Annotated in this window: 14 protein-coding genes and 1 pseudogene; 2 read left to right on the top strand and 13 right to left on the bottom strand. The window is 49.8% G+C overall.

Annotated features, from left to right (window positions below; all coding sequences use genetic code 11):
* Positions 1-70: 70 nt before the first annotated feature.
* The 12 genes and pseudogenes from ACNRUY_RS21995 to alaE all read right to left on the bottom strand — a co-directional run bounded on the left by ACNRUY_RS21995 (position 71) and on the right by alaE (position 16,134).
* Positions 71-478, bottom strand: coding sequence for a hypothetical protein (locus ACNRUY_RS21995; RefSeq protein WP_488113807.1), 408 nt, complete (start codon positions 476-478; stop codon positions 71-73).
* A gap of 141 nt (positions 479-619) precedes the next feature.
* Entirely contained in the window at positions 620-2,776 is a 2,157-nt protein-coding gene (locus ACNRUY_RS21990) for a type I secretion system permease/ATPase (protein WP_488113806.1), read from the bottom strand.
* Positions 2,773-4,158: an HlyD family type I secretion periplasmic adaptor subunit gene (locus ACNRUY_RS21985; protein WP_488113805.1), complete on the bottom strand. Its 1,386-nt coding sequence runs from the start codon at positions 4,156-4,158 to the stop codon at positions 2,773-2,775. Before ACNRUY_RS21985 ends, ACNRUY_RS21990 begins: the two co-directional genes overlap by 4 nt.
* The gene (locus ACNRUY_RS21980; protein ID WP_488113804.1) at positions 4,158-6,263 is read right to left on the bottom strand and encodes a type I secretion system permease/ATPase; all 2,106 of its coding nucleotides are present in this window, start codon (positions 6,261-6,263) and stop codon (positions 4,158-4,160) included. Before ACNRUY_RS21980 ends, ACNRUY_RS21985 begins: the two co-directional genes overlap by 1 nt.
* Positions 6,264-6,572: 309 nt before the next feature.
* A complete protein-coding gene (locus ACNRUY_RS21975) occupies positions 6,573-7,550 on the bottom strand; it encodes a hypothetical protein (RefSeq protein WP_488113803.1) in 978 nt (325 codons plus the stop codon).
* A gap of 269 nt (positions 7,551-7,819) precedes the next feature.
* Positions 7,820-8,005: pseudogene (locus tag ACNRUY_RS21970) on the bottom strand (ABC transporter permease); the annotation flags it as partial.
* Positions 8,006-8,094: 89 nt separating this feature from the next.
* Positions 8,095-9,237 (bottom strand): MFS transporter, encoded by a 1,143-nt coding sequence (locus ACNRUY_RS21965; RefSeq protein WP_488113808.1) that lies wholly within the window; start codon positions 9,235-9,237, stop codon positions 8,095-8,097.
* 259 nt (positions 9,238-9,496) lie between these two features.
* Positions 9,497-10,444: an ABC transporter permease gene (locus tag ACNRUY_RS21960; protein ID WP_488113802.1), complete on the bottom strand. Its 948-nt coding sequence runs from the start codon at positions 10,442-10,444 to the stop codon at positions 9,497-9,499.
* Positions 10,441-11,421 carry an ABC transporter permease gene (locus ACNRUY_RS21955; protein WP_488113801.1) on the bottom strand — a complete coding sequence of 327 codons (981 nt, stop codon included), beginning with the start codon at positions 11,419-11,421 and terminating at the stop codon, positions 10,441-10,443. Before ACNRUY_RS21955 ends, ACNRUY_RS21960 begins: the two co-directional genes overlap by 4 nt.
* A 228-nt stretch (positions 11,422-11,649) precedes the next feature.
* Positions 11,650-13,221, bottom strand: a complete 1,572-nt coding sequence (locus tag ACNRUY_RS21950) for an ABC transporter substrate-binding protein (RefSeq protein ID WP_488113800.1) — start codon at positions 13,219-13,221, stop codon at positions 11,650-11,652.
* Between the two features lie 147 nt (positions 13,222-13,368).
* Positions 13,369-15,141: an ABC transporter ATP-binding protein gene (locus tag ACNRUY_RS21945; protein WP_488113799.1), complete on the bottom strand. Its 1,773-nt coding sequence runs from the start codon at positions 15,139-15,141 to the stop codon at positions 13,369-13,371.
* 564 nt (positions 15,142-15,705) lie between these two features.
* Positions 15,706-16,134 (bottom strand): L-alanine exporter AlaE, encoded by a 429-nt coding sequence (alaE, locus tag ACNRUY_RS21940; RefSeq protein ID WP_488113798.1) that lies wholly within the window; start codon positions 16,132-16,134, stop codon positions 15,706-15,708.
* Positions 16,135-16,560: 426 nt separating this feature from the next.
* Here alaE and thiM point away from each other — a divergent pair, with 426 nt between their 5' ends.
* Together thiM and ubiT are read left to right on the top strand one after the other, a co-directional pair.
* Complete coding sequence (gene thiM / locus ACNRUY_RS21935; RefSeq protein WP_488113797.1) at positions 16,561-17,376, top strand: hydroxyethylthiazole kinase; 816 nt, start codon at positions 16,561-16,563, stop codon at positions 17,374-17,376.
* A gap of 19 nt (positions 17,377-17,395) precedes the next feature.
* Positions 17,396-17,875, top strand: a complete 480-nt coding sequence (gene ubiT, locus ACNRUY_RS21930) for a ubiquinone anaerobic biosynthesis accessory factor UbiT (protein WP_488113796.1) — start codon at positions 17,396-17,398, stop codon at positions 17,873-17,875.
* 500 nt (positions 17,876-18,375) lie between these two features.
* Here ubiT and ACNRUY_RS21925 read toward each other — a convergent pair whose 3' ends face one another.
* On the bottom strand, positions 18,376-18,522 hold the full coding sequence (locus ACNRUY_RS21925; RefSeq protein ID WP_488110674.1) for an integrase core domain-containing protein: 147 nt from the start codon (positions 18,520-18,522) through the stop codon (positions 18,376-18,378).
* Positions 18,523-18,525: the final 3 nt, after the last annotated feature.

The raw sequence follows: 18,525 nt of genomic DNA, 5'->3' as shown, positions 1-18,525 counted from the left end.
CTTATCAGTGAGCGAGGAGAATTTGGAAAACAGGGCTTTTGCAGACATCGAAAGACAGGAAAAACCCTGATTATACAGGCTGTTTCTTGATGGCGCTGTTCAATTGGTGATCATGTTTTTGCCCTGAGGGTAACACCCCCGAGTCAACAGCCACTTGATCAGAAATATCTTCCCCTGCCAGGGTTTTATTAAAATGCTCAAGGGCACCGACAATATCAGGATCACGGGTTAAAGCAATCAACTCGTCAGCAACCGAGGCATCAACACCCGCATCAGTCAGTGCTTTCGAAAAAAAGCCCTGCATTGTTTCAATGCTCATGGCATTGGGGTCATTATTGGTAATAGCTTCTCTGAACATCTGAGAAAAACCAGCACCAAAAGCTTTCATTAAATTAGCTTGAGAATCTTTGCTGATAGTGGAATCCGATGACAGCGTCATGCTGTTAATGCTATTACCAAATTCAGTGACTTCTGGCATGCTCACCTCACATTCTGTAAATATGAAAAATTCATTGAATGAAACGATACTGATTCACAATAAAACAACTGAAAACAACTCAGACAGAATGCCTCTTTTCTAAAGCACTCCCCCCTTAAACAAATCCCCCTTTTCAACTCATTAAGAATTTGACTGTAAATGCCATAATTTAGCGTACATCCCTCCTTTCTCTATAAGGTGATCATGAGCCCCCTCTTCAATGGCCTGGCCCTCATCAATCACCAGGATTCGATCTGCATGGCGCAAGGTATTTAAGCGATGGGCAATACAGATCACCGTCCGCCCTTTTGAAATAGCGGCCATATTAGCCATAATCGCAGCCTCGGATTCATAATCCAGCGCACTGGTGGCTTCATCCAGCAACAGGATTCGGGGACGAGTGATTAAAGCCCTGGCCAGGGCAATCCGCTGGCGCTGGCCTCCAGAAAGACGACAGCCTTTCTCGCCCACCTGAGTGCCATAACCCTGGGGTTGCTGCTGAATAAAGTCGTCCGCCCCCGCCAGCCTGGCAGCATTCATGACGTCTTCATCACTGGCCTGGGGGCAACACAAGCGGATGTTGTCAGCAATGGACCCGGCAAATAGCACACTTTCCTGCAACACCACGCTCATATTCCGACGGAGTGTCACCGGGTCGGCAATAGCCAGATCAATGCCGTCTACCAGTACCTGACCATGTTGGGGTACATACAACCGCTGCAGGAGTTTCGTCAGCGTTGATTTTCCTGAGCCGGATGGGCCGGTAATACCAATAAACTCACCGGGCTTTATTTCAAGATTAAGGTTTTGCAACACTTCACGGCCCTCTTCGTCGTAACGAAAGCGAACCCCTTTGAAGCAGACGCTGCCCTCCAATGCCGGCACCGAAGCCAGGCCGCCACTCCCCTCTTCAGTGGCTTCATCAAGAATATCGCCAACCCGGCGCAAAGAGATCAGCGTATGCTGAAAGTCCTGCCAGATCTGGGCAAGGCGCAGAATCGGCTGGGTAACATGACCGGAAAGCATATTGAAGGCCACCAGCTCGCCAGGGGTGAGCACGCCATCCATCACCAGAGTTACCCCCCACCAGAGCACCAGGGCCGAGGTGATTTTCTGGATCAGGCCAATCCCCTGGCCCGCCCATATGCCAACCACCCTGGCTCGAAAGGAGGCTCGAACATAATCAGCCAGTTGTTTTTCCCACTGGTGAATAAAGCCCGAGCCAGTGGCTGTGGTTTTAATGGTCTCTATGCCGGTTACAGACTCTGATAAAAAAGCCGTGTTATCGGCATTCAACTCATATTGCCGGGTGACTCTCGCCCGCAATACCGGTCCCACCAATAACCAGAACAGGAAGTAAATAATGAGCGAACAAAGGACCAGCCACGTTAGCTTGGCTGCATAAGCAAACATCACTGCTATAAACACGCCGATAAAGGCCAGATCCAGAACCATGGTCAGGGCTGAGCCTGTCAAGAACTGCCTTATTTGCCCCATCTCCCGGATTCGGGCAATGATCTCTCCGGTCTGACGTTTCTGAAAATAAGCGAGGGGCAAACCCAGCAAGTGCTGGAACAACCGGCTGGACAACTCAGAATTGACCTTGCTGGCCAGGTTGGCAAACAGCCATGAACGTATAAAACCGTATACCGGCTCAAAAATCGCCAGAGCCATCATGGCTATACCCAGCACTTGTAAGCTGGAAAGACTGCGGCTGACCAGCACCCGGTCAATCACATTTTCAAACAGCATCGGAGTGACCAAAGGGATCATCTGCAGCATCAGAGAAACCAGCAAGACACTGCGAAACTGCCTTATATGCTTTCGTATGGAGGGTATAAACCAGCTGAACCCAAACTTCTGCTGAAGGGTTTCCCCACCTTTTTCTGCCAGGAGAATCCCCTCACCGGTCCACTGGCTGACAAAGTGTGACAGTGGATAACTCCGGCTATTGCGGGTTCCCGGGTGATACAGTGTGACACGTCCATCCTCAACGGACTTTAACACCAGCCAGCCACTGTTCGTCTTTAACAGGGCGGGCAGCGGTAAGGCAGGCAATCGCTCAGTTTGAGTCACAACCTTACGGGCTTTCAAGCCGATCCATCGGGCACAGCGGCAAAGGTCAAGGCTGCTTATGGTGTTCTCTGCTTTTCCCAGATGGTGCGCTAAATGATCGGGGTTTATGGACTTTTTCCAGCTCTGGGCGGCATAGGCCAGGGCTTTTAAGCCATGATCGGTTTCTTTGTCCGTACCATCATCCAGGAACAGTGGGTCAGCGTGCTGTGATACCAACATCATCGTTCCCTCATGGCTTCGGACTGGTATTGCTGCAGCGGACTCAGCAGATAATCAATGACCCGGCGATCACCGGTGCGTATTTCCGCCATGATGGTCATACCCGCCTGCAAAGGCACCCTGCTCTGATCAACTGCAATGGTGCTTTGCTCCAGTTTCAGCCTGGCAGGAAAAACCAGGCCCATTTGCTCATCCTGCACAGAATCCCGGGAAACATAGATGACTTCTCCGGCAATCGTGCCGTAACGGGTATAAGGGAAAGCATCTACCTTGATCTCCACCGGCTGGCCACTGCGGACAAAACCAACATCTTTGTTGAGTACCATAACTTCCGCTTCCAGGCCCTGGTGATCAGGTACAATCACCATTAACTGCTGTGCGGGTTGAACGACACCGCCCCTGGTATGAATAGCCAGTTGCTGAACGACGCCATCCACGGGAGCCCGAAGGTTATGTAAGCGACGCTTCTCGTCAGCCTGAACCAGCCTTTGGGACATGACCGCAATGGACCCTTCCGCCTCACTCAGTTTGTCAAAATATTCCCGACGGATTTTGGCCAGATAGCTTTCTTTTTTCTCCGTCAGACTGTCGTACTCTGCCTTTAGAACTTCAATATCCGCCTTCCTCTGGGCCAGTAATCGCTCAACTTCCAGGCGCTCACGCTCCTGCTCCATCAGGTCCATTCTGGGAAGCATTTTCTGCTCAGCCAGTGTTCTTGTGGCACCCAGCCGCACACTGATGTTATTCGCCAGTCTCTCCAGAGCCCTGATTTCCGACTGACGGGCTTTCTGGTTCGCCTGGTTGACGTCCTGCTGGCTATCAAAACTGTCCAGATTGGCCACCACATCATCCCACTCACTTTGCAAATGCCGGGTTGCCATTGCTGCCTGAGAGGCGGTTGCGCTGGCAGGTACTTTAAAATGCTCTGGAGGGTTATTGGTTAACAGGGCCTGCAAGCGGGCTTTTTCCAGACGCAGATAGACGAACTGCTCCTGGAGTTCAGCCACTTCTGCTTCAACACCGATACGATTAAGACTGACCAGCAAGTCTCCCGCCTTTACGGGTTGACCATCACGGACATGAATCCTCGAAATCTCTCCCATTTCCAGGGACTGGATCACTTTGGAATGACTGGTCACCAGTAACCGGCCAGTAGCCCGGGCATGAATATCCAGATGACCGATCATGGACCAGATCAGAGCCCCGATAATTAACAGGGTTAACGCAATGGCAGTACGCCGGGTCCAGGGGGCTGGCGGTCGCTCCACGATTTCCAGATAACCGGGCTGAAACTCATATTCGTCCCGGTTACGCACAATGGCTTTTTCAGATTTTCTGTCTTTCAACCAGGCCTGCCAGGCCACCTTGACATGTTTCCAAAACATCAGGCTGCCTCCCTGCTGAGTGACTGTTGCAACTCCCAGAGGCGGGCATAGGTGCCTTGTAATGCCAATAGTTCCTCATGGCTGCCGGACTCTGTTACCTCACCCTGCTCCAGAGTAATAACCCGGTCGCAATCCCTCACTGTTGACAGCCGATGGGCAATAATGATCACTGTGCGCCCCTGTGCAATACGCGACATATTGGCCTGAATCAACGACTGGGATTCATCATCCAGGGCACTGGTCGCTTCATCCAGGATCAAAATTTCAGGCTTCGCTGCCAGTGCCCGGGCAATCGCTATCCGCTGTCGTTGGCCGCCGGATAACGATGCTCCCCCTTCAGCCAGAACCGTGTCATACCCAAGGGGTAACTTGAGGATAAAATCATGGGCTCCCGCTAATTTCGCTGCTGTGATGACGTTTTCCAGTGGCAGGGTAGGATCTTTCAGTGCAATGTTATTTCTGACGCTACGATTGAACAGGTAGTTTTCCTGAAGTACGACACCCATCTGGCTCCGCAACTGATCCGGTGCAAAACAGTGCACAGGCTGTCCATCAATCGATATTTCACCTTGCTCTGGCGTATAAAGATTCAGTAACAAGCGGGTCAGGGTGGACTTGCCTGAGCCAGAGGGTCCAACAATGCCCAAAGACTCACCGGCTTTAATATGGAGGTTTACGCCATTGATGACCGCGGGCAGATTTGGCTGGTACCGGAAGCGGATATTTTGAAAAAGCACATCCCCTGCAAGGGATTTGCCCGGTTTTTCCACTCCAGCACTGTGCTCAACGGGAAGATTCAGCATATCCCCCAGCTTATCAACGGCCACCCTGGCCTGGACAAACTGCTGCCAGAGCTCAATCAACTTGATGATCGGCTGGCTGACATGGGAAGTCATCATATTAAACGCAATTAACTGGCCAATAGTCAGCTCAAGGGACATAACCAGATTGGCCCCCACCCAGATAACCGCTACGCTGGTGACTTTTTGCAATAGCGTGACACTGTGGTTCACCAGACTGTTTAATGTCTGGCTTTGAAAGCCTGCCGCGACCATATCACGGGTCTGGCCTTCCCAGCGCCGCGCCATTCTTGGTTCTACCGCCAGGCTTTTTATGGTTTCAGCACCACTGACTGACTCGTTAAGAAACGACGTATTGATTGCCGAAGTTTCAAACTGTCGTTCAATACGTGCCTGTAACGGTCGGGTGCTAAAACAGGCCAGCAAAAAATAAAGAGGCAGGGAAGCCAGCACAATCATTGTCAACAGAGGTGACAGCCAGGCCATCACTGCAATAAAAACAGCACTGAACACCACATCGACACCCAGGGTCAGCATGGAACCTGTAAGGAAATTACGAATACTGTCCAGCTCCTGGACACGGGTAATGATGGCTCCGACCTGGCGGTGTTTAAAGTAGAGAAGGGGCAAGCCCAGCACATGACGGAAAAGCTTGATTCCCAGATGAATGTCGATACGGTTTGAGGTGTGGGCAAACAGATAATCCCTCAAGCCTGTTAACGCCACCTCAAAAATGCCCACAATCACTAAGACAACCACTAAAACATCCAGCGTTGAAAGGGCTCTGTGAACCAGAACCTTATCCATAACCACCTGAAAAAAAAGCGGCGATGCCAGTGCCAGCAGTTGTAACATGACGGAAAACACTAAAACTTCTGAAATCAGTTTTCTGTGTCTGACAAACTCCGGGATAAACCAGGAAACATCAAATTTAGCCTGGGACTCCTGCAAAACAATGACTTCCCCGCCCCAGTCCTGTTCAAGCTCAGGCCTTGATATCACCTGGGGAGACTTCTTCTCTGGAGATTGAATCAGCGCCTGGTCATCGGAAAGACGGGCTAAAACAACAAACGTTCCCTTTTTGTTCCGGTAGGATAATGGAAGCTTGTCGCCATTCAGTTGATCAAAGCTCAGTTTTTTCAGTTTAAGGCAGGCTCCAAACTTTAAACCGTACTCCTTAACGCTTTTATGAAGCAACGGAGAAAATGAGCATACAGCCTCTTGTTTATTCTGCTTAAAGCCGAATAATCCCAGCAGGATATCGCAACACTGCTTCGCAGATTCTCTTTCTTTTAACTGCCCCATTACAACCTCGGACGATTTACCCGCGTATAGACACTCATCCTTCAGAGCAATTAAAACCAACGTCCATTTTTCAATAAACGGCACAATAACAGTAATTCTTCGGTTATTTTTTGACCTGGATCAACAGTGGAATAACTGTGTAATGATCAAATTTTAGGGTGATATCACCATGGACATAGAGATACACAAAGAAAAACCATAGTTCCATTTAAAACCCAAACCTAGCAATACCTTTAACCCTCATGAAGAAAAATCATTTCCAATAGCAAAAGGCATTTCAGAAGAAGGATTTACTCGTATTCTTTATCGCTATTCAGTTAATATTCCATAATCAGGCTTAGTGTAAAAGCGCATAGCGAGAAAATCCCCTTTTTCTTTCAATTTTCTGCTAGCCGATGAAAGAAAATCCTGTAAACCCGCTCGCGTAAATTGATACAGCGATCCATGGAACGCTATCCCCACCTGATTCTCATCAGAGGACTCCCCATTACTAAGAAATTCTCCTGTCACATAAGAATCAACATCAAAAAATAGAAAGAAATGAACTCTTAAACCTGAGTGAATCATTTGAAAAATACGTTCAATAAGAGATGAAAATTCACCACCTGAATCTATTTTATTGATATTCCCAATATGCTCCAAACCTAAATGCGAAAAATCATTATCAACAATTGATATAGGGTTAACCACGAAATGATTTTCATCCCTCCGTTCCTGACCCCGACCATTCAATGCAACCGGATCACCTCCATACCTTTGTAAGTCATGCATAAAATGCCGAACATTTGCATCATGAACGATACTTTCCACCTCCGCTTGCTGTTCGCTTTCTATTTTAAGGTACTGTTCGATTTCATCACACACCTGAGCTAAAGACATTTTCTCGTCAAAATGCTTAGCCACAAATATGGGAGCCAACTCTTCGGGTAGCTGCTGTATAAGCCTCTCAAAGTCAGTAATCGTTCTCCCTCCAGAAGCGACCATCTCTTCACAGTCATAACTTCCAGATGTGGTAGAGCTACCTTCAGAATCTTCTTTATCCTTTGCTATCTCTTCTACAAAGTCACTTCCTTTTTCCTCTTCAAAATCACTGACCTTTCCCAGCTCATCCCCACTTGTTCTTTTCTCACCATCCTTACCAGTTGGCAATGTACAAATCAACACCTCCGGTGAGCCTTCTCTATTAACTTGTGGGGCCATACATGTACCAATACCCTGCCTTTTAGGCAAAGGTGAGTCCATATCCAACTCCAAACAAAGCTGGCTTTCCGCTGCGGCATTTTTCATACAGCGCTCACATTGAGTGCCGTGACTTTCATTTATTTTTTGTCCACACTGATCACAAAACCGGGTAGCAAAGGCAGAGCTGCATACAAAAATGAGGACAAAAAGAACACAACTGTTTTTTTTCAGAAAACTGGACAAATATCTAATCACTCTTTCGCCTATCTTATTTATTGAAACAGGCTAATGAGAATAGGCAATAAATTAGAACTCCACTGAAAAACATTCATAAAAAAGCCCGCATAAAGCGGGCTTTTGTACAAAGAAGAGAATCAGCCTTTATAAAGCTTCGAGTTCAAAGCATCCCGGAGCCAGTCCCCCAGCAGGTTCAGCACCAGTATCAGCACCACACCGGGAATCAGCGTGATCCACCCGCTGCCGGAGAAGATGTACTCAAAGCCACTGGAAATCAGCGAGCCCAGAGACGGTTGTGACACAGGCCTTCCCAGCCCCAGATAAAGTGGTTCCGGAAAGCAGGTGTGCGCTTTGAGTTCGCAGCCATGAGCCTTTCATAACAAGATTTTTCTCCCTTTGAGAAACGCTTTGTTTACTGCCTTAGAACAACTACTGAACCTTTCCCACTGCGACAAAGCAATCCATAGTGAAAAATAAGCAACGCAATGACAATCAGGACCAGATAGAAAATCATAAGCAGTGATGCTGACTGAGATGATAGGCAGGTGGCAAAAAACGATAGCAGAGCTGTACATAACCACGCCACGGAGAATACAACGGCATTGGCAGTGCCAGCAATATGGCCAAACATTGAAAATACACGACCAAGATACAGCGGGAACAGCATAGCCAGTGAGAAAACCATAATACCCACAGGAATGACAAATGCGGCCATATTCATTCCCAACACTGTCTGGTAACCAATGCTGGCCAGAACTGCAATCAATGATAACAAAAGAGCAAACCACGTCTTGTGTTGGGCAGAAACGTGAAACAGATACCGGTTAAGCATGTTTCCACACAGCCAGCATGCCCCAAGGACGAGCGCAATGTAACCGTAAAAAACAGCATCGTAACCCAGTACTTCCTGCACCAGAAATGGAGCAACGGTGTTAAATACCGGAATAATTGCATAAAAAATACCGCACATGACGGTTATCAGTACAAACACCCGGGTAGAGAACATTTGCCCTAAATGAGATTTCACGGTTTCTGCCTTCAATGGATGAGTATCAAAGTGCGTTTCCTGATAGCACAAAGCAATGAATACTCCTCCAAATAAACACCATAAAGCCAGGAAGATGAATACACCTTTCCAACTGAAATAATGCTCAATATATCCCCCCACGAAGGGGGAAAGGGTAATCCCCATTGCAAAGGAAATAGTTATCCAGTTCATGGCTTTAAGAAAATCATCACCCTCGTAAATATCTTTGATCACCGCCCTGCCAGGCACACAGATAAATGACACAGCCAATCCCTGTATCGCTCTTACAGCAATAATCTGGTAAACATTAACGGCTAACAAAATCACCACCAGAGCAAGAATCAGGCAGGCTACACCGGCCAACATGGGCTTCTTGCGTCCATAAGCGTCGGAAACAAAACCCGCTATCGGTTGTCCAAGGCCAAACCCAAGTATTGCAGCGGTAAATGACCACTGTGCCAGAGATTCACTGGCCGCAAAATCTCGGGCAATTGAGGGCAGTGATGGCACATACATATCCACCACCATTCCACCCAGGGGAATCATTAAATACATTAAGAGAGCCGTTAAACCAGACGACATCGGTGTTCTAACCATAGGAATCCCAGATAAAATTGATCGCCTTTATCTTATTATGCAGCTGACTTGAACATCCATTCGTAATATCCTTTACATCAGGCTATTCATAAAAAAGCATTAATATGCAATTACCTAAGTCGAGCCATCATTTGCAGGGTCAAAATAAAAAAAGCCCATAAACATGGGCTTTTATATTGAAGAAAGAGAGTCAGCCTTTATAAAGCTTCGGGTTCAGAACATCCCGGAGCCAGTCCCCCAGCAGGTTCAGCACCAGTACCAACACCACCAGCACCACACCGGGAATCACCGTGATCCACCAGCTGCCGGAGAAGATGTACTCAAAGCCACTGGAAATCAGCGAGCCCAGAGACGGTTGTGACACCGGCATACCCAGCCCCAGAAAAGACAAAGCCGCTTCACTGATAATGGCGTTGGCCACCTGTACCGTGGAAATCACCAGAATGGGAGAAAGGCTGTTGGGCAAAATATGGCGAAACATAATCCGCCCTGGCCCAAAGCCCATCACACGGGCCGCTTCTACATACTCTTTCTTTTTCTCCGCCAGCACCGAGGCTCGAACCGTTCTGGCGTACTGGGGCCACTCGGCAATACCAATCACCAGAATCAGCATCAGCATGGCCAGCCGGCTGTAGAGTTCAGTGCCAAAAGACGCCTGAAACACCGCCAGTACGATAATGGCCACCATCATTGTTGAAAACGACAGCTGGATGTCCGCCACCCGCATCAGAAAGCTGTCAAGACGCCCCCCAAAGTAGCCCGCCACAAGACCCAGCACAATCCCGATCAGGGCCTGCAGCATCACGGCAAACAGGCCAATGGCCAGGGAAACTCTCATGCCGTACAAAATGGTACTGTACATATCCCTGCCCTGGGCATCGGTTCCCAGCAGGAAACGCTCGTCCCCTTCTTCACTCCAGGCCGGAGGGATTTCCGAATCCATAATATCGATGTTGGACAAGTCATAGGGGTTGGTGGGAGACAGCACCGGGGCCAACAGCGCCGCTCCAACAAACAGGGCAAAGATCAGCGCACAGATCATGGCGACCTTGTCCCGGGTAAAGCTGTACCAGAATGCGGATTTCTTAAACCGCTGCCAGCGGCTCTCTGGCTGGTAAACAGGCGTCTGGGTCATCATTGGCTGCTCCTCGCCAGTCTCACGGTTGGATTGATCAGACCGTAAAGCAGGTCTACCAGGGTGTTAACCACCACAAAAATCGCCCCCACCACAATCAAATAGGCCACGATTAAAGGCGTATCCACACGGTTCACTGCCTCCAGAAACAGGAAGCCCATTCCTGGCCACTGGAATACGGTTTCAGTCAGAATGGTATAGGCGACCATGGTTCCGATCTGCACCCCCCCCACTGTAATCACAGGAAGCATGGTGTTCTTCAGGGCATGGAGAAAATAGATCCGGGCTTTCTTCAAGCCTTTGGCTTTGGCAAATTTGACGTATTCCGTGTGCAAGACCTCCACCATCTCGGAACGGATCAGGCGAATAAACAGTGGCAACATGATGCTGGCCAGGGAAATGGAGGGCAGAATCAGGTGAAGCAAGCCATCCCGGGTAAAGAAACCACTTTCCCAGCCCAAGAACATCGGCATAAGCTCGCCCCGTCCGTAGGAAGGCAGCCAGCCCAGCTCAATGGAGAAAATATAGATACTGAAGATGGCCGTCAGGAATACAGGTACCGATATGCCGAGAATACTGAAGCCCAGTATCAGCCGCGTCAGCCAACTGTCAGGGCGGATCGCACAATACACTCCGGCGGGTACCGACACCAGAATAATGATCAGGGCAGCGCCAAAGACCAGCTCAAGGGTAGCGGGCATTTTGGCAAAAATAACGTCCAGGGCCGGTTCTTTGAAAAAATAGGACTGACCAAGATCCCCTTGCAGGGCCTTGCCCATAAACCGGCTGTACTGCACCAGAAAAGGATCGTTCAGGCCCAGCTCATCCCGCAGCTGCTGACGCTCAGCCTCTGAGACGGACTGTCCGACCAGCTCACGAAGCGGGTCTCCAAGATTGTCCTGTATAGAAAAACTGATGATACTGATGACAAACATCACCACCAGTCCCTGTACCAGTCTTCGCATTAAAAACAACAGCATTTTTCACCTTTCTATTTCTAGATGCGCAAGACACGCAAGATGCGAAAGAAAACAGGGTTTCAAGTACGCAGTGCTTTATTGAGTAACGGTTATTGACGATGAAAGTGCTCGCTCCAGTGCTCGGCACTGGGGCGGGCAGCTTGTTAACAGCCTCCAGGCGCTGCCACAAAGGACATTCACCCAGGAGGCTCTGGTTTAGATCAAAGTGAGGTAAACAAGACAACTGCCTTATTCTGAAACCACCAGGTCACCCAGATAGGGGAAGTTCATCACATTGACAATGTCCTTGGCCGCCACGTTCTTGCTGGCGCCCCAGGCCAGGTTCTGCCAGTGCAGAGGAACAAAGGCCGCTTCTTCATACAGGGTCCGCTCCACATCCTGCAGGATTTTCGTCCGCGCCTCAGGATTGGTTTCACTGCCTGCGGCCTTCACCATGGCGTCTACTTTCGGGTTGCAGTAGTTACCGGCATTGTACTGACCCCAGCCAGTAGCCTCATCCGGGCAGGCTGTCAGAAACTCAGTGAAGTTGGCGGAGTCTTCCGTATCCGCATGCCAGCCAATCATCATGATGTCCGCCGCCCGCTTGTCAAACTCCGGCCAGTACTGGGCCTTGGGCAGAGTCTTCAGATCCACCTTGATATTGATCTTTGACAGCATGGAAGCCACGGCCTGAGCCACTTTGGCATCGTTTACATAGCGGTTGTTGGGCGCCATCATGGTGATGGTAAAGCCCTTCTCGTACCCTGCCTCTTTCATCAGCTGCTTCGCTTTCTTCAGGTCATACCGAGGCTTGAGATCACCCACATAGCCGTCATAACCCTCAGGGCTCTGCTGGGCAGCTGCAGTGGCAAACCCTTTCATGATTTTCTTGACGATGCCTTCGTTATTAATGGCATAAACCACCGCCTGACGCACCCGCTGATCCTTAAATGCCTCAACACGCTCCTGGTTCAACTGTAAGGTGATAATCCGGGTGCCAGGCAGCGTCACCAGATCCGTAGAGCTGGAGCTTTGAATGCGCTTGTGGTCATTGGGTGGAACCGGGAAGATAAAGTCCACATCACCGGACAGCAGAGCCGCAACACGGGTCGGCCCTTCCTTGATGGGTGTCATGACAATCGTGTCAACATTACCGGGAGACTGTTTATCCCAGTAGTCATCAAACCGCTTGAACTGAACCCTGACTCCCTGTTGCCGCTCGGCCACGATGTAGGGGCCGGTTCCTGAAGCGTGACGGGAGGCATAAGTTTCCCCATGCTTTTTCAGTAGCGCTTTGTCCTGCCCCTTGTCATCGAGTCCCTCATAGAACTTGCGATCCATGGGGAAGATATAAGTAGCAGAGTTAAGTACCAGTGGATAGGCTTCCTTGGTGGTCAGGTCAAAGGTGTAATCATCCACCACCTTTAATCCGGAAAAATGTGCGAAAATGGCCTTGAAGTCCGGACTGCTGTTCAAACGATCAAATGTCCACTTGACGTCTGCACTGGTCAGGGTATTTCCTGTATGGAACTTTACCCCTTTACGTAAAGTAAAACGCATTGTCTTGTCATCAATACGTTCCCATTTCTCCGCCAGCCGGGGCACAATCTTATGGTGTTGATCAATACGGACCAGAGGGTCAAATACCATGTGCGACAGCTGGAGGGTAGCACCGGACAGCTGCTCATGGGGATCCAGAGAAACCGGATCAGCATCATAAGCCATTTTCAGGGAAGCCGCGTTGGCCCCTATGGCGATAGAAGCTGCCAGCACAGCTCCCGCTGCCTTGGTCAGCAGACTTCGCTTCAACATTCTTTTCATAATACCCCCAATACAGGTTTTCTCTTTTCATTCACTCCGTTGTTTGACGAGCTGCCCCACTCCGTCAGGGCCGTCTTTTTCACTGAACTGAACCGTTATCAATTCATTGCAAACCGCTCAAAGCGCCAGAGCTATACCAGCTTCTCTTTATGCGGACACAGCGTTGCACTGTCGTTCACCCGCCCCATCCTTCAGAATAGAAGCGGGCTCTATATCCAGCCCTTCTCTGGAAAGATTATCTACCCTTGGCATCAGGCTGATCAGATTACGGGTATATTCATGCTCCGGATGCTCAAAAATACGTTCGGTTTCCCCCACTTCCACCAGGGTTCCCATTTTCATCACACCGATACGGTCGCACATCTGGCGGATCACCGGCAGGTCGTGGCTGATAAACAGCATGGTCAGCCCCAGCTCTTCCTGAAGGTCTTTCAGCAGATTCAAAATCTGGGCCTGCACCGACACATCCAGAGCGGAAGTGGGTTCGTCACAAATCAGGAACCGGGGCCGTGTTGCCAGAGCCCTGGCAATGGAGATTCGCTGACGCTGACCACCGGAAAACTCATGGGGATATTTAACCCCAGCTGCACGCCCCAGACCCACATGTTCTAAAAGGTCATCAACAATACTGTTGACCTGTCGTTCCGATTCCGCCAGACCATGAAAGCGGATGGGTTCGGCAATGATGTTGTGCACCGTCATCCGGGCATTCATGCTGGAGTAGGGGTTCTGGAACACCATCTGGATCTGGCGCCGGAACGGTTTGCGCTGTTTCTCACTCAAGTGGGTGATATCGGTACTGGCAAACTCTATTTCGCCGGAATCCGGTGGATAAAGACCGGCAATAACGCGGGCAATGGTTGACTTGCCCGATCCTGACTCGCCCACCAAACCGAAGGTTTCCCCTTCACGAACCTCAAAGGAGACCTGGTTGGAGGCTTTGACGTAGCGCCTGTTTTTCCGGAAAAAAGCCGACTGGGTTTCAAAGCTGAGATTGACATCCTTCACCTTCAGAAGAATGCCGTCGTGAACTTCCCCAAAGACCTCCCGCTCACCCAGCCAGTGATTTTTGACGTCAATATGATGCCCCTGCTCTTTTTCAATGTATTCCACACGGGGAAAACGGTGGAGTTTGACATCGGTCCGGGGCACTGCGCTGATCAGGCTCCTGGTATAAGCATGCCGGGGCTGACACAGAATCTGTTTGGTGGAACCCAGTTCTACCAGCTCCCCCATATACATTACAGCAACCCGGTCAGTGACATTGGCGATCACCCCCATATCATGGGTCACCAGAAGACAGCCCACCTGCCTCTCTTTGCAGAGCCTGCGAATCAGTTCCAGAATCTGGTCCTGAATGGACACATCCAGGGCAGTGGTGGGTTCATCCGCAATAATCAGTTCCGGGTCACCGGACAAGGCAATGGCGATAACCACCCTTTGTCGCATCCCTCCGGAAAACTGGTGCGGGTATTGTTTGATCCGGATTTCCGGCTCAGGAATGCCTACGGATTCCAGCAGGCCAATGGCTTTCTCAAACGCTGACGCCTTGTCAACCCCCAGGTTAACCATGATGGTTTCCACCAGCTGTGTTTCAATGGTCAGCAGTGGATTCAGAGAGGTCATGGGGTCCTGAAAAATAAAGCCGATGCGCTTGCCACGAATCTTTCGTATGGCTTCACCGGATAACCCGCTGATTTTCTGGCTATCCAGAGTAATACTGCCGTCGGCGACAATGCCGGGAGGGCTTAACAGGTCAATAACAGCATTGCCCACTGTGGATTTGCCAGCGCCGGACTCTCCCACCAGTCCCAGTATTTCGCCTTTTTCCAGGGTGAAGGATACACCCTTGACTGCTACCGCCGTTCCGTGACGGGATGGAAACTCTATGCGCAGGCCTTCTACTTCCAGTAAGGACATGCCACCCCCTGTATTCATAATCGTTGATGAGTCGTAAACGTCTGAGATGATCCTCAGAAGCTGATCCGCAACCTCTGATATTACAAGCCCATAGACCTACAACTTCTGCACGGAAAGACAGGCAGAGCGGTAGATAAACGACTTAATACAGATATAACTCAATACGAGATATAGCTTGTTATGTTCCATGAAGGCCCTGGCAACAGGCAGGTGGTGTGAAATAACCTGCGCAGGCAGAGCGCCTGATTCATGGCTCTTTTTTTATCGCTATTCCGGCGAGCGGGTACCTCAACCAGGAAAATTGACGGGGTCATACAAAACCCAGGAGCCTCCACCGAACTGGATAAGACCAGGGAGGCAATACGACCCGACAAGGATGCAACAGCACCGGTACAGATGGACAGGCCCGTACATCATTCTCGGGCAGGTACCGGAAAGGCTATAAGCTTATTCCGGCACTCTTCGGAAAATAACTATACAGAGGCGGGAAAAAAATAAAAAGCCTTATTTCGGCAATTACTTACCGAAACAAGGCTTAAAGTATTTGACAAATTGAGATCGTTTTTACGCTGAACCAAGCGCCGCAGGGTTGAACCAGTTGCGACAACTCTGCAGGTAAAGTCCATAGGGTCGCCCCATCACCAGCATAGCTCCCAGCTGCCCTGCACAAGCGGCCAGAACCTGATCAAGCCCCGCTCCTGTTGAAGCCACCAGAACGGCATAAACAGGGGTTTGAAAAGACAGATAAGCCAGTGCATCCAGCAGTGCCAGCCGGACAAATCCACCCTTCCAGGCTCGGCCACGGAGCATCACCCAGTCCCGGTATAACCCATAGGGCCTGGCGATGATCAGGTTCACCGGAATACTGAGCAGCCGTGACATCATTGACTGCTCCAGGCTCAATCCCGCCAGCAGCTCAACACTCATTCCAACCACCAGAGAAAAAGTAATCATCGCAAAAACATCTGCGATCATAGCGCGATTGAAAAACATGGCCCCCATACTCCAGATACGCCAAATGGCAGGAAATATCACCACCAGCCTTTCGCTGAAGTGGCTGCATTTCCATGAACAAAACACAAACCATCCCTTTGGCTGAAAAAACGTTCAGCCAGGACAAAATGAAAGAAAACAGCATTGAATAGGGAGAGCTCCCCAGAACCCAGTGCTTGAACCGGACAGAACATCCGAAATCTTGAGTAGAAAAATATCGCCATTTCAGAGCAATAACAAGTATTCTTATCGCTATAATTGAAGCTTATGCAACACTAACGCCTGCTTATAATGACTGAAACAGGCATATCAACTGCGACGTTCTACTATGAAATCTACCCTTCATTTTTTGATTAAAAATGTAAGAGTTCAGTACGCAATGATCTGGGTCAATTCATCACTTACTATGAACAGGTATTATTGATCATGGATAAAAAGGTTTCCCGAATGCACAACTCCGTTATTCAATCGTTAAGCCAGCTACGACAGCTGCAACCCCTGGTGCATAACATCACCAACCTGGTCGTTACCAACAGTACTGCCAACGCCCTTCTTGCCATTGGTGCCTCTCCAATCATGGCCCATGCCCGGGAAGAAGTGGCCGATATGGTGGCCATCACCGGAAGCCTGGTCATCAATACAGGAACAGTGACGGCCTCGCGTCTGGAAAGCATGATCCTGGCCGCGGAAGCCGCCAGGGTTCACAAAAAACGCTGGGTACTCGATCCGGTGGGTGTCGGCGCAACACCTTATCGACTGGAATGCAATTGTCGCCTTCTGGAGTACAGGCCCAGTGTTGTACGAGGCAATGCCTCAGAGATTACCTCCCTGTTTACCGGCAGTGCTGGTGGCAAGGGCGTTGACAGCGACTGCTCCAGCGATGCAACCCTGGACTTCCTGATGAACAAAGCCAGAGAGCATCAGCTGGTGATTGCCGTGACGGGAGCGACTGATTATGTCACTGATGGCGACTCCCTGTTCCGGCTGGACAATGGTCACCCAATGATGGCCAGAGTGACTGGCACTGGATGTACCGCCACAGCGCTGATCGGCGCTTTTCTGGCAGTCTGTGATACACCTCTGCTTGCGGCTGTATCAGGGCTGGCCTGCTTTGGAGTGGCTGGCGAGCGGGCCAGTCATGAGTCGCCAGGCCCGGGCTCCCTGCAACTGAACCTGCTCGACCGGCTCTATCAGCTGGATGAAGAAACCCTTAATCGCGATTTGAAGCTTAACCAGCTATAGCCATAAAAAGGAGAGCTCCTTGAACCTGCTCCCCCCCAAACCCGACATCAGAATGCTCGGCCTCCCCTTTCGGTGGCTGCCAGACCCGATCATCAACAAACCACTCAGCCAGGCGATCAACCCGCTTTTTCGGGTACCGATTGAGGAGGGAGACTTCGATTTTCTGGAAAATCGCTGCCTGAAGATCCACATTTCAGACATCGATGTCTGTTTTTACATCGGCTTTGATGGAAAGCAGCTTGTGGCAACCGGCACCAGACATCATGATGTTGAATTTTCCGGAAGCTCTAAGGCATTCCTGTCACTGGCCAGCCGCAGGGAAGATCCGGACACCCTGTTCTTCCAGAGAAGCCTTATGATCGAAGGGGACACTGAACTGGGGCTGGGTGTGAAAAACCTTCTGGACAGTATTGACCTGGAACAGATGCCCGGATTGATCCAAACATTGGCCAAAGTCGGGAAAAAACTCCAGGATAAACTCCCTGCATTTGCTCACTGAGCTATTACTTAAGGGCAAGTCCTCTTTCAGGGCTCTTCAGCTAGATCTGTATGGAGGACTGGTTTACTACTGCCAGCCTGACGCCTGATTTTGTCTCTCAATCATTCGCTTAAGAGCCCCAACAAATTGCGAGAGAAAGTTGGTAAGCACTGTCCCACGGGAGTTCGCTGGAATAAGGTTTGGATCACCATTATTTTGTTTACTCCTGACATGGATCTTTTCTTCAACATGATAGGATCCACTGCCCGCCATCATGTCAATATCGTCCCGGGTATCTCCTCCAGCAATAACCCTGGCCCTTCCCAGCCCCATAGCCCCAGCCAACTGACTGACCACATGTTGCTTAGAATCACTTATTGAAAATGTACAAATATTACTTTCTCTTGCAAGTTCGTAGCGGACCAGAAAGCCACCAGCTTGCCGTGCAACATATGGTGGACCCCATTGTCTAGACCACAAGATCCACTTTTTAAGTTATGTTCCGACTGTTGTTGAAGTCCTCAGCCAAAGTGTATTGCCTGAGGTGTTTTATAGTTCAGTGATTGATGTAGCCTTTCAGTATTGTAGAACTGGAAGTATTTTTCCAGCCCTTGGTACAGCTCGGCTACCGTTCTGAATTCGTTTAAATAGAGCCACTCATATTTCACAGA

This window comes from Endozoicomonas sp. Z74 (genome assembly GCF_057680865.1).
The sequence above is the reverse complement of the archived record's forward strand: the minus strand, read 5'-3'. Positions and strand labels throughout refer to the sequence as shown.